The organism is Collinsella sp. AM24-1 (assembly GCF_003470325.1).
In the GTDB taxonomy this organism is placed as follows: domain Bacteria; phylum Actinomycetota; class Coriobacteriia; order Coriobacteriales; family Coriobacteriaceae; genus Collinsella.
Window position 1 is genome coordinate 1 of record NZ_QRHM01000036.1, and the last position, 12,930, is coordinate 12,930.

A 12,930-nucleotide genomic window follows, 5' to 3' on the forward strand; every position below is an offset into this window, starting at 1 on the left:
GTGGCCCTTGACAGTGGATTGGGTCATATGAGCGAGCGGGCCGCATTTGAGACAAGGTGACGTGAAACGAAAGGGCGCTGACCTTCTGGTCGCGCCCTTGAAGTTGAACGTCAGATTGTCCAAATGCGGCCCGCGTAGCGTCGGCCGGTTCCGCGGTTTGGTAAAACCGCGGAACCTACTTGGCTCCGTACTGCTCGTAGTAGGCGTCGATGGCGGCCTTGAGCTCGTCGTCGATGACAACTTTGCCGTCGATCTCGTGGTTGTAGAGGGTCTCGACGACCTCGGCCATGGAAACGATGCTCGCGACGGGGAAACCGTACTTGGCCTCGATCTCCTTCTGCGCGGTGGTAACGCCACCCTTGCCGACCTCCATGCGGTTGAGAGACACGATGAGGCCCTTGATCTCGACATCGGCAGCAGCCTTGACCTTGGGATAGGTCTCATCGATGGACTTGCCGCTGGTGGTGACGTCCTCGACCATGACCACGCGGTCGCCGTCCTGGGGCTCGTAGCCCAGCAGGTTGCCCTTGTCGGCGCCGTGGTCCTTGGCCTCCTTGCGGTCGCAGCAGTACTTGACCTCCTTGCCGTACAGCTCGTGGTAGGCAATGGCGGTCACGACGGCCAGGGGAATGCCCTTGTAGGCCGGCCCAAACAGGACATCAAAGTCGTCGCCAAAGTTATCGTGGATAGCCTGGGCGTAATACTCGCCCAGCTTCTTGAGCTGGTAGCCCGTCACGTAAGCGCCGGCGTTCATAAAGAACGGGGACTGACGGCCGCTCTTGAGCGTAAAGCTGCCGAACTTAAGAACGTCGGACTCGACCATAAACTTGATGAACTCTTGCTTGTAAGCCTCCATGCGGGCTCCTCTCGTAATCGCGTACGTGCTCTTCAGTTTAGCGCAGGCGAGGCGTCGATGTGGGCGCGCTTTGAGGCCACGTCATTCTGTAAAGGCTTTGTCAGGGACAATGGTTTTCCGAACAATGAGGTTGACACGGCAAACCCCCTCATCAAGAATACGGGCGGATTAAAACGGGTGCGAGACACCCGAAGCGCGCCGCGCCCGGCCTTAAGGAGGTGTGCCATGGAAGGCAGCCATAGTCGAAAAACCTGCATGTCGCCCTCGGCACGCCGCGAGGATTCCGCACACGCATAAGCGCCACGAATCGATCGTCAAAACCACCACAAAGGTGCCTGTCCCCTTTGTGGTGGTTCGAGAGCATGACGTGAGCGACATCTAGGTTTTTAAAGCACATACGACACGTACGCTAACTCCCTTTAACAAGGAGGACCCTATGCTGATGCTCAAAGCCGCCACGGTACTCGAAGTCATCTCCAAGCGCCGCCGCACGGCGCGCCCCGCCGCTCACACCGGCCTGTCCAAGAACACCATATTCGCCGCCACCCATAGCGCCGAGGACGCCCTCGTGCTGCTTGACGCCACGGCCGACGGACTCACTGCCGAGCACGCCGCCGAGCGCCTGGACGCCGCCGGCCCCAACACCATCGAGGCGCCGACCAAGACGCTCGCCCGCCGCATCGCCGACGCGTTCATCGATCCCTTCGCCGGCATCCTCGCCGCGCTCGCGCTGGTCTCGCTCTACATCGACGTGCTCGCCGTACCCGAGCCCCAGCGCGATCCCTCCACGGTCATCGTCATCGGCATCATGCTGCTGGTATCGGGCAGCATGAAGTTTATCCAGGAGGCTCGCAGCGGCAATGCGGCCGAGGCCCTCAAGGACCTGGTCTCCAACACCTGCTGTGCCCTGCGCGACGGCGAGCGTATCGAGATTCCCTTCGACGAGCTCGTCCCCGGCGATGTAATCCGTCTCTCTGCCGGCGATATGGTGCCGGCCGATGCCCGCATCATCACCGCGCGCGACCTGTTTGTGATCGAGTCCGCACTCACCGGCGAGAGCAAGGCCGTCGAAAAGACCGCTGCCATCACCGTCGCCGAGGGTGCCGGCAGCTCCGCGCTGCCGCTCTCTGCCTGCAAAAACATCGTCTTTACCGGCACCTCCGTGCAAAACGGCACCGCTATAGCACTTGTCGTTGCCACCGGCTCGGACACCTACCTGGGCGGCATCGCCAAGATGCTCAACGGGCGCGGCGAGAAGAGCGCGTTTGACCGCGGCGTCTCGAGCGTCTCCATGCTGCTCGTACGCCTTATGCTCGTTATGGCGCCGGCCGTCTTTGCCATCAACGCCGCCACCAAGGGCAGCGTCATCGACGCGCTGCTGTTCGCCACGAGCGTGGCCGTGGGCATCACGCCGCAGATGCTTCCCGTCATCGTGACCACGAGCCTGTCGCAGGGCGCCAAGGACCTCGCCCGCCGCCAGGTTATCGTCAAGGAGCTGCCGGCGATCCAAAACCTCGGTGCCATGGATGTCCTGTGCTGTGACAAGACCGGCACCCTCACCGAAGACCGCATCGTGCTCGAGCGCTATCTCAACACTGACGGCAACGAGGACGCACGCGTGCTGCGCCATGCGTTTTTGAACAGCTTCTTCCAGACCGGCCTCAAAAACCTTATCGACCTGGCCGTCATCGACCGTGCCGACGTGACGCCCTCGACTGTCGCGCCCGACTCCACGCTGGGCCAGAGCCTGCGCGACCGCTATACCAAGGTCGACGAGGTGCCCTTCGATTTCTCACGCCGTCGCCTGAGCGTAGTCGTCGCCGACGCCCAGGGCAAAACCCAGATGGTTACCAAGGGAGCTGCCGAGGAAATGCTCGAGATTTGCTCCTTTGTCGAGGTTGACTGTGTCGCCCAGCCGCTCAGCGAAAATAAGCTCGCCCAGATTCGCAAGCAAGTCGCCGAACTCAATGCCGAGGGCCTGCGCGTGATCGCCGTGGCGCAAAAGACCAATCCGCGCTGCGTGGGTGAGTTTGGCATCGCCGACGAGTGCGACATGGTGCTGATGGGCTTTTTGGCCTTCCTCGATCCGCCCAAGGCAAGTGCCGCCGGCGCCGTCGCCACCCTCGAGGCCAAGGGCGTGGCGGTCAAGGTCTTAACCGGCGACAACAACCGCGTGGCCGCCACCGTCTGCGAGCAGATCGGCATCGACGCGAGTAACGTCTTGCTGGGCTCCGAGATCGATGCGCTCGACGACGCCGAGCTTGCCGAGCGCGCTGAGAACACCCACCTCTTTGCCAAACTCTCGCCGCTGCAGAAGGCGCGCCTGGTGCGCGTCATGCGCGAGCTGCTCGGTCACACCGTGGGCTTTATGGGCGACGGCATTAACGACGCCGCCGCCATGCGCGCGAGCGACTGCGGTATCTCGGTCGATTCCGCCGTCGACATCGCCAAGGAATCCGCCGATATCATCTTGCTTCAGAAGGATCTGGGCGTGCTCGAGCGCGGCGCCATCGAAGGCCGTCGCACCTACGGCAACCTGCTCAAGTACCTCAAGACCACGGTGAGCTCCAACTTTGGCAACGTGCTGTCCGTGACCGTCGCGAGCCTGTTCCTGCCGTTCTTGCCCATGAGCGCCCTGCAGCTGGTGCTGCTGTCGCTGGTCTACGAGATCGTATGCATCGCGCTGCCGTGGGACACCGTCGACGACGCCTGGACTGCCCGCCCGCGCGCCTGGGATGCCACGTCCATTAGGGGCTTTATGCTCGAGCTGGGCCCCGTGAGCTCGCTGTTTGACATCGCGACCTTCGTCGTCCTCTTCTTTGTGGTGTGCCCCGCAACCGTGGGCGCGAGCTGGGCAGAACTTGCCGCCGCGGGCAACGTCGCAGGCATGGCGGCCTTTGCGGCGCTCTTCCAGAGCGGATGGTTTGTCGAGTCCATGTGGTCACAGACGCTCGTGATCCATATGCTGCGCTCCCCGCGCCTGCCGAGCCCGCGCGACCACGCCGCGCCCGCGCTGTGCGCCCTCACCGTGCTGGGTCTGGCACTCGTCACCTGGCTGCCGGCAAGCCCCATCGCCGATGCGCTGGGCCTCATGCCGCTGCCGCCGAGCTTCTTCGCGCTGCTCATCGGCATCGTCGCCGCCTATATCGTGCTCACCCAGCTGGCCAAGCGCCGCTACATCGCCCGCCACGGCGAGCTGCTGTAACTTCACCGGCACCTTCGTCAAGGATGTTTGGGCCGCCGCGACCCGCCCCCGCTGGCCGCGGCGGCCCAAAACAGCTAAAAAAGCCCCGTCCCAAATGAGCTAGTCCTTGGGTGACCAGGACCAGAAAAAGTTGATGAGGGCCAGGCGTGAGGAGGCACCGGTCTTTTTGTTGATCGAGGCGATATGACGGTAGAGCGTGGAGCGCGAAAGGAAGAGCGTTGCGGCGATGTCTTGAACACTCTCGTGCGATGCGACCAAGGCCTCCAGAATATCGCGCTCGCGCTGCGTAAGCTCAAAGGCAGCGGCGAAGGCATCGAGGCGCTCATCGAGCGTGAGCTCCGATGCCTCCGCGGGAGCGGGCTCGCTTTGGGTAGACACGGAGCCGTCATCAAGGTCGTCGGCAGCAAACGCCAGCTCGTTCAGCGCCGCAATGTCATCGGTCCTATGCCCAAACTGTCCCAGCAGTGAAATCGCAATACCCACAAACAGCACGAGCCCGGCGCCCACCGCCAGCAGCACGTTCTGGCTCGAAGCAATCGCCACCGCCGGCGCCGTCACGAACATCGCGCAAACGTTGTTGATGACACGGCCCATGCACGGCCACAGATACGACCAGTGCGCATAAACCGAAATGGCAGCAAATTTCGTCGTGAAAAACACCACGAAGAAGCCCGAACCCAGATAGAAAATCGCAATGGCCGCAAGCGCATTGCCGCCATTGCCGTCGACGAGCAAGACAAAGAACGAAAGCGCGGACAACATGGCAGTGCAAGTCATGGTGATGTTCATATACGAACGATCGTGCAGGTCAAATAGGGCGCCGGCGACCAGAGCGCTCACGCCCATCAGCAAGCGCGGCCAATCGCCCAAGTCGATGGCCCCGGCGGCGTGCGAGGTCGTGAGCCCTGCATTGAGGGCGGCAAACACACCGGTAAGGCAGGCGATTGCGACCGTCAGACGCACCACGGCGCGCCGAAAAGCCGCCGTTGATTCAGAATCGTCTTGCCACTTGGCGCCAAACTCCGACGCATCCACCGAAAGCTCGGCGATATCGGACTCGAGCCCAGGCTCAGATTCACCGCGCAGCTTGGCACGACGAGCGTCGTGGAGCAGCGCTACCTGCACAACCGCACAGGCAACAAGAACAAACTGTTGCGGAATCCCCGCGGGCATCACCATATGGTTGAGTACCTGCACCAGAACACCCAGGCCATACGAAAGTGCCGCCGCGCGCGCCAAATACGGCGTCCGCGCAAAGCGCCGCGCAAAGTTGGCGTGGGCGGTCGATCCGCAGTAGCCCAGCGTGCAGCATGCCATCAAACCGCCGGCAATGAACATCTCAAACCGAACCGCCATAATCATCAGCAGCAATGCCGCTACCAGCAGCACGCCCGTGATGTCGCTCGTCGTATCGATCGCACGGGGGCGGCGATAGTACAGAATAGGACGCACAAAAAAGCCGATCACACTCGCGCCGATGATGAGGCTCTCGTAGACAACGACCTCACTCGGCGGCACAAACTCGGCCACACGCACGTCGAAGAGGTACTCGCCAGCCAAAAACGTAAAATAGAACAGCGCCAGGCATATAATCTCCCGAATGCCCCGACGAAAGTACGCGGCCGCGTCTCCCATACCTTTCATGAATCCCCCCCCCCGCAGTCGTTTAATTGCCTGCAAATCTATTCTATTAGAGAACCAGTCCCAATATCGAACCCATCCTCGAAATGCCGTCAATTTGGCCCCAACAGCCCACGGCATACACCGATTTTGAGCCGCATGACCCAGAAGGGGCGCGCGGTCTCTAGCTCGACAAGGAGCGTCCCCAACTGTCACTCATTTAAGTACGTCCCCAATGAGTGCAAGTGCCAATCAAATGACGAGAGTGGATAATCTCCCACTTTGAGCCTGTATGAAGGCCAAAAACGGAAGATTATCCACTCTCATTCTGTGGGTAGTCATTGGGGACTCATTTAAGTCTGTCCCCAATGAGTAGTAAATGTTGGAGAAGAGCCGTTAGCGCCCGGGGGCCAGGATCACCAGCGCGTCGTGCTCAAAGGGATGCTGCGCCACGCGCACGGTGCCGTCACCGTTGTCACGGACGGGCAGCTTTGCGATGCGCTTGTCCTCCATGTCGAGGACCGTCGCCGTCCAGCCACGCGCGCCGTCGAGCTTAAACTTGAGCGCCGTGGTACGCGGCAGGTACGCGACGATGCGATCGCCAACGCGCGCCACACGGATGGACTCGCGCGCGTCGTCGAGGAGCTCCTGCGCCGGAACCACGGCAAGTGCATCGTCGGCAGCCGTAGCGCCTAGGGCGGCAAGCACGTGCTCGATCGCGCCAAAGTCCCACACACCCGCAAACTGCAGGCACTCTTGCCAGCGGAAGGGCATGTCAAAGCCCTCGCCCAGGACCGAACCCTGGCTGCGCGATGTTTGCCAGTTCCACACGCCGTGTGCGCCATAGGTCACGCCGGCACTGGCGCCGGCAAGAATCGACGACCATACGCTCGCGCGGCAATCCTGCGCGGTAAAACGCCAGTAGACGTTGCGCGACGCACCCATCTGCTCGTAGCAAGGCTCGGAGTTGACCATCGGCTTTTTGGGATAGTTGGCGATAAAGTCCTGCGGCAGACGCCATGCCTCGGGCTGGCCCTCGTAGTTGTGGCCGGGCTGGAACATATAAAAGTCCAGACGGTCCAGATACTGCGCCGGAATGGTGCGGTTACCGCGGTTGATATGCATGGTGCGCAGTGCCTCGGGCGCGCGCTTGACGACCTCGTCGAGGGCGTCCTCGTAATAGGCGATCGCCTCGTCGCCGGCAAAGTCGGTATCGCCCGCCACCACGTAGACGGGGTCGAACTCGCCCAGGTTCTCGACGACGCGGGCAACGTGGGCGCGAACCTCCTCACGCGGCATAATCTCGGCACCGCAACGCTCGGCGATCTTGGCACCCCAGGTACCGGGCACGTAGTTGCACCACATGAGCACGAGCGCCGGACGAATGCCGTGCTCGACGGCCGCGCGGCACATGGCGGCGGCACGATCCCAATACGCCTGGTTGGGGCAGGACCAATCAAAGTGCACGCCATCCTCGCTGGCATAGGGCCAAATGCCCAGGTCGGGACAGCAGCGATCCCACTGCGGCAACGTGTTGATCTGCAGCACGTTCATGCCCTGCTCGGCACGGCGGGTCAGGTAGTAATCCCAGTCGTTCTCGGCGATGCTCGTAAATGCGCTCCAGCACGTATCGGCAAACCAGAAGAACGGTTTGCCCTCGCACAAAAAGCCGTCCTGGCGACCGTTGGCGGTCAGCTTTCCCAAACTCATCTGCATGTCCTTTCGTTTGATAAAGGATTTGCGAACCGCCGGGGGCTTTCGCGATAACCCCGCGCGAAAGCCCCCGGCGCTTGGCAAACCCTCGCGGGCGAATCTCACCCGCCTCCATCAGTCTACCTTGCAAGAAGGGCCCCGCCGGGCTTACGCCTGACGGGGCCCTGTCGTGTAGGTGAGGTCTTATGCGACCGAACGGTTTGGCCTTAGGCCTCCATCTCGGCGAGCTCCTCCTTGGAGAAGCCGGAGACAAAGACGACGGCAGCGGCGATGACAAAGGAGATTGCCATACCAACGATAGCCCAGACGGTGTTCATCTGGCCACCCTGCAGGTAGTTGGTGAAGACCAGGAAGTTGGAGGCACCGCCTGCGAGGTAGTAGGTAACACCCATGAGGCCGGAGAACACAGCGCCGATAGCACCGCCGATGAACATGCCAAACATGGTGCGACGGAAGCGCATGAGGATACCGAAGAGCGCGGGCTCGGTGACGCCGCCGGCGATGGCGGAGATGACGTAACCGATGGCGAGAGACTTCTCGTCGGGGTTCTTCATCTTGAGGAAGGCACCGAAGGCGCAGCCCCAGACAGCGGCCATAGCGCAGTTGGTGGAAACGAAGACGAAGGGATCGTAACCGGCAGCGATGATCTGAACCTGGGCGAGCAGGATGACGGGCATGTGCATGCCGCAGACCACGAAGAGCTGCCAGAAGGCGCCGAGGATGGCCATGACGATCAGGATGCCGATGCCGCCAAGGTCAGCAAGGCCGAAGAGGGCGTTGGCGATCAGCGTACCGATCTCGTTGCCGATCGGAGCGAGGACGATGAAGGCAATGGGGATCGTGACGATCATGGTGCAGAACGGCGTGAAGACCGTGGACAGCACGTCGGGCATAACCTTCTTAAAGAACTTCTCGATGAAGTACAGGACGGGCACCGAAAGGATGATCGGCAGGACGGACTGCTGGTAGTTGGCAGCGGCGATCTGGATGCCGTAGACGGAGATGATTCCGCCGCCCTCCTGGGTGGCGACGCTCACCACGGAAGGAGCCATGAGGGCGCCACCGAGCAGCATGCCGAGCACCGGGCTGGCGCCGAGCTTCTTAGCCGCGGCATAACCCAGGTAGATGGGGATAAAGGTGAACGTGGCCTCGTACAGCGTGGTGTAGAGGAACGTATAGGTCGGGTCGTCGGCCGAGAGCACACCGAGCATGGTGGGGCCGAGGACGGCCGCGATGGTACGGAACAGACCGCCGGCCATGAGCAGCGGGATGAGCTGGGTCATGGAGCCCGACAGATAGTCGAGGATGATATTGGGCAGGTTCTTGAGCTCGAACTTCTCCTTGGGAGCATCGAGGTTCTCGTTGACGGCCTCACCCTGCTTGACACCGGAGATGGCGACGAACTCGGCGAGCACCTTGGGCACGTTCTGGCCGATGATGACCTGGAGCTGGCTGCCGGCAAACTGGCAACCCAGAACACCCCTGACCTTCTTGATCTTCTCCACGTCGGCCTTGCTGTTATCCTTGAGCGTCAGACGCAGGCGCGTCATGCAGTTGGTGGCAACGGAAACATTCTCCGCACCGCCCACGAGCTCGAGGACATCGGTGGCAATCTGCTTGTTATCTACTGCCATGGGACCCCTCCCCATATCTTCGTGTGCCAGTCCCCTTGGGCTTAGGCACGCCTTTGGCCCGGCGACTATAACCCCTTACGGTTGCCGGACCCTTGGATACGCTTTTGTAAACAAGGTGTTTACTGAACGTTTACGGGCTTTAGTTTACACGGAGCGCCGAATTTATGGCAATTTTGCCGTCTACAGTCCGGTGAACGGTAGGAAATCGGGGGTGAACGTATTTGAATGGCGGGAGATGGTCTCTTTGACCCTCTATTGATATATAGCCATTTACGTGGGATTTTATTTTGATGAACACCTCACTGATCTGTTAACTCATCAACAGAATCCCTGCTAGAAGCTAGTAAACATACGTTTAGTAGTTCACGACGTGTTCAATTTTGCCGTTTACCGAGTTCATCTTGTTATTCTTCAATTCTAGATTACACTAAACATGTTTAGTTTATATTGCCGCAGATGCCAGGCATTCGCGGCGCAAGGGAGACAGCTCATGGAACTCAAATTGTGTACCTACGCAACCGTCACCACCTTGGGCGACTTTGGCCCCTGGATCAGCAAGGTCGTACTCGACCTGCCCTGCACCGTGCGCGCCAACGACATCGACGCGAACACCTTCCATATATATGTAGAGCGTCACGAGCGCTCGGGCGATGTTCTGATGCGCAAGGAACGCGGCGCCGACCATGCCGCGCCCTCCGTGGGTTACATCGACATTCTCGCCGCATATCCGTGCGACGAGAACGGACGTAAGCTCGCCGTGGGCACCCATGTGGCGCTCGAGGTCGCCGAGCAGCGCCTGACCAAAAAGATCGAAGGCGGCGTCATGGGCTCGCGCATGCTCGATGACCAGTTGCACATCACGCAGCTCGCGGCTCTTCCCGGCAACGACGGCGACGATCCCACCTGCGGCCTGGTCTTCGACACCTGCCGTGGCGATATCTGCCCTGCGCTCAAAGGCTGGAGCAACGACACGCAAAAGACCGCCGTCGACGGTATCGCGCTCGAATACGGCTTCTTTGAGCCCAGCTTTAAGGCCGAGGACTCGGCATGCTTCAACCCCTTTGCGCCCGAGGCCACGGCCGTGCCCCAAAAGGCACCGCTCGTGGTGTATCTGCACGGCGCCGGCGAGGGCAAGGGCGCCACGCAGGGCGAAGGCGCCACGCGCGCCTATATCGGCAACCGCGTGACGGCCATCAGCCAGGCGCAGATCCAGCGCTACTTTGGCGGCTTTGCCTGGGTGCTCGTACCGCAGTCGCCCACGTTTTGGATGGACAACGGCGTCGAGCAGCTTGGTCACTCCAACCAGAGCATCTACTCCCCCGTGCTCAAGGCACTTATCGATGAGTTTGTCGCCGAGCATGCCGACCGCATCGACACCGACCGCATCGTGGTCGCCGGTCTTTCCAACGGCGGCTTTATGACCCTGCGCCTGTGCGCCGACTACCCCGATTTCTTCGCCGCGGGCCTTCCCTGCTGCGCCCCGTGGTACAACGCCACGGACGAGGACGTGGCCGCGCTCGCCAAGACGCCGCTGTGGTTTACGCACTCCAAGGGCGACGAGCTCGTGTCACCGCAACAGACCGTGCTGCCGCTCACGGCGCGCCTGCGCGATGCCGGCGCCAACGTGCACCTCACCTACTTTAGCCATGTCGAGGACCTGACCGGCGTGTATCGCGAGGCCGACGGCTCGGCCAAGAAGACGTTCAACCACGGCGTGTGGATCCACCAATTCAACGACCTGTGTTATCAAGACTTCGACGGGGGCAACGTACTCATCGACGGCGAGCCGGTGGGCTGCTGGGAGTGGTCGGCCAGGGTCGACCGCTAAGCCCTCCCATCGCGGGGACCGGGGTTTAGTCTTGCCTTGCGCGTAACTGGCTGAATTGATTTTGATTGGAGCTGTTCCTATGTCCCAGAAGTTGACTCGGGTGATTGTTACCACTGATATGGAAGTCGATGATATGAACTCACTTGTTCATTTGGCTCTGTATCTCAACTTGCTTGATGTTCAGGCTGTGGTGTATACGGCTTCGCAGTATCACTTTCTTGGGGATGGGGTTCATACGCTCGGCGAGGTGAATTCGCATTGGCGGACCAAAGGGCGGCGCTCTTATGAGTGGGCTGTTGTGCCTCATGAGCCCGATCCGCTAGCCGGCGAGCTTCGTGAGTATCGGCCGTTTCCCGAGCATTGGATTGAGAGTCTCTGGAGTAATGAATATGCCCAGGCTTGGCCGCAGTTGCAGGCAAATGCGGCCGCTGCCGGTGAGCCGCCGTTTCCCACGCCCGCCCAGATGATCGAGCGCACCTTTGTGGGAAATGTTGCCTTTGAGGGTGATGTGACTGAGGAAACTGAGGGGTCTCGCGTAATTGCGCAGGCGATTCTGGATGATGATCCGCGTACGTTATGGTTGCTCAGCTGGGGTGGTATGAATACGATCGTTCGCGCCCTCATGAGTATTGCCGAGCGCTATCGCGCCACGCCCGAGTGGCCCGCCGTGCAGCAGCAGGTCTATCAGAAGGTGCGCGTGATGGGCGTTGCCGATGGCGTGGGACAGGACAACTCGTGGCTCGACCATGGGCGCGAGCTCTTTCCCGAGCTCATCTTTTGGCGTACGCCCTATATGTATGGCAACTATTTCGACGCCAAAACAGCTCAGCCCGATACGCTGCCGCTGTTTAAGGCTCCCTGGCCCGAGCAGAATCTCACGCAGGGCAACGGCCCCCTCATGGCACGCTATATGCTCTATGGCGATGGTAAGGTCTACGAAAACGAGCCTGAGCGCTTTCAGTTTGGCAAGCATGCCCGTCTGGATTGGGGCCTGGAAGGCATGCCCGCGATGCAGTTTGAGCGCGGCGATTTTATGGCCGAAGGCGACAGCATGACCTATATTCCGCTGCTGCCGTTTGGCCTGCGCGGTATCGACGACCGCGGCTTCGATACGCTGCTGGGACGCATGTTTTTTGATGGGCATCCCGATGCGAACGCGCCCGCCGGTTTTGCCTCCATCGGCACGCACGCAGACGACAATCTCAATCCCTATCTGCGTGCCTATCAGGAAGACTTTGCCGCCCGCGCGCAATGGTGTGCCCATGATCCGGCCATCTGCTCGCATCCGGCGCATGTTGTCGAGGTCACTGCCGACCGCAGCGCCACAGCCGGCGAGCGCGTCAACCTTACAGCGACCATCGTCGACCCCGACGGCAAGGGCTTCGATGCACATTGGGATGTGGCCGTAGACCCATCGAGCTATGCAGGCGTCCAGGATCTGTCGATGTGGCAAGAATGCACGGTAGACACCGCTTTCATCGTGCCCGCCGACGCGCGACCCGGCGACCGCCTTGTGCTCACCCTCACCGTCCAGACGCGCGCCGAGCGCCCCTGCACCCGCTACGCCCAAATCGCCGTAACCGTGGCATAGCAAGGGCGGCGCCCACATTCGGCAGCCGCCGCATTCGGCAAAGAGTGTCCCCAGGCGTCAAACGAGCGGGGATTTTTGGACACCCAAACAACGAGAGCGGACAATCTCCCACTTTGAGCCCACAAGCAGGCCAAAAATGGGAGATTATCCACTCTCGTTCTGCGAGCACTCATTGGGGACGTACTTAAATGAGTAGTTTCACTCATTTAAGTACGTCCCCAATGAGTAGGAAAAATGGGCCATGTGTCCCAGTTGTGGAGACTCGTTGAGCCGTCTGGGTATCGTGAAAGGCTGCGCACTCCCCCATCATCAAAAGTGACACACGCTACCAGTTGATGGGAGGCAGCCATGGGCTTCTTTGACAAGATGTTCGAGAAGAAAGAGTGCGCCGGCAAGCTCTCCCCCTACTTTCACGGCTATCGCTCCAGCACCGCGGACGATATGAGCTGTATCGTTTTATCGGACACGGATCGCCGCTCCCTT

7 protein-coding genes are annotated in these 12,930 nt (G+C 60.8%); 3 read left to right on the plus strand and 4 right to left on the minus strand.

Annotated features, from left to right (window positions below):
* Positions 1-175: 175 nt before the first annotated feature.
* A complete protein-coding gene (gene pyrE, locus DW661_RS09655) occupies positions 176-856 on the minus strand; it encodes an orotate phosphoribosyltransferase (RefSeq protein ID WP_118372875.1) in 681 nt (226 codons plus the stop codon).
* A 436-nt stretch (positions 857-1,292) separates the two neighbouring features.
* Here pyrE and mgtA point away from each other — a divergent pair, with 436 nt between their 5' ends.
* A complete protein-coding gene (mgtA, locus tag DW661_RS09660) occupies positions 1,293-4,061 on the plus strand; it encodes a magnesium-translocating P-type ATPase (RefSeq protein ID WP_118935446.1) in 2,769 nt (922 codons plus the stop codon).
* Positions 4,062-4,160: 99 nt separating this feature from the next.
* Here mgtA and DW661_RS09665 read toward each other — a convergent pair whose 3' ends face one another.
* The 3 genes from DW661_RS09665 to DW661_RS09675 form a co-directional block, all read right to left on the minus strand.
* Complete coding sequence (locus DW661_RS09665) at positions 4,161-5,705, minus strand: helix-turn-helix transcriptional regulator (protein ID WP_158568441.1); 1,545 nt, start codon at positions 5,703-5,705, stop codon at positions 4,161-4,163.
* A 372-nt stretch (positions 5,706-6,077) separates the two neighbouring features.
* Entirely contained in the window at positions 6,078-7,391 is a 1,314-nt protein-coding gene (locus DW661_RS09670; protein WP_117637213.1) for a DUF4038 domain-containing protein, read from the minus strand.
* Positions 7,392-7,600: 209 nt separating this feature from the next.
* Positions 7,601-9,028, minus strand: a complete 1,428-nt coding sequence (locus DW661_RS09675) for a PTS transporter subunit EIIC (protein ID WP_118935448.1) — start codon at positions 9,026-9,028, stop codon at positions 7,601-7,603.
* A gap of 490 nt (positions 9,029-9,518) precedes the next feature.
* Between DW661_RS09675 and DW661_RS09680 the strand changes: the two genes are divergently transcribed.
* Both DW661_RS09680 and DW661_RS09685 read left to right on the plus strand, forming a co-directional pair.
* A complete protein-coding gene (locus DW661_RS09680; RefSeq protein ID WP_118935449.1) occupies positions 9,519-10,856 on the plus strand; it encodes a prolyl oligopeptidase family serine peptidase in 1,338 nt (445 codons plus the stop codon).
* A gap of 79 nt (positions 10,857-10,935) precedes the next feature.
* Complete coding sequence (locus DW661_RS09685; protein ID WP_118935450.1) at positions 10,936-12,447, plus strand: nucleoside hydrolase-like domain-containing protein; 1,512 nt, start codon at positions 10,936-10,938, stop codon at positions 12,445-12,447.
* Positions 12,448-12,930 lie beyond the last annotated feature (483 nt).

Coding starts and splice junctions, on each gene's coding strand:
- DW661_RS09665 (WP_158568441.1), bottom strand. CDS start 5,705: ATGAAAGGTATGGGAGACGCGGCCGCGTACTTTCGTCGGGGCATTCGG.
- DW661_RS09675 (WP_118935448.1), bottom strand. CDS start 9,028: ATGGCAGTAGATAACAAGCAGATTGCCACCGATGTCCTCGAGCTCGTG.
- pyrE (WP_118372875.1), bottom strand. CDS start 856: ATGGAGGCTTACAAGCAAGAGTTCATCAAGTTTATGGTCGAGTCCGAC.
- DW661_RS09670 (WP_117637213.1), bottom strand. CDS start 7,391: ATGAGTTTGGGAAAGCTGACCGCCAACGGTCGCCAGGACGGCTTTTTG.
- mgtA (WP_118935446.1), top strand. CDS start 1,293: ATGCTGATGCTCAAAGCCGCCACGGTACTCGAAGTCATCTCCAAGCGC.
- DW661_RS09680 (WP_118935449.1), top strand. CDS start 9,519: ATGGAACTCAAATTGTGTACCTACGCAACCGTCACCACCTTGGGCGAC.
- DW661_RS09685 (WP_118935450.1), top strand. CDS start 10,936: ATGTCCCAGAAGTTGACTCGGGTGATTGTTACCACTGATATGGAAGTC.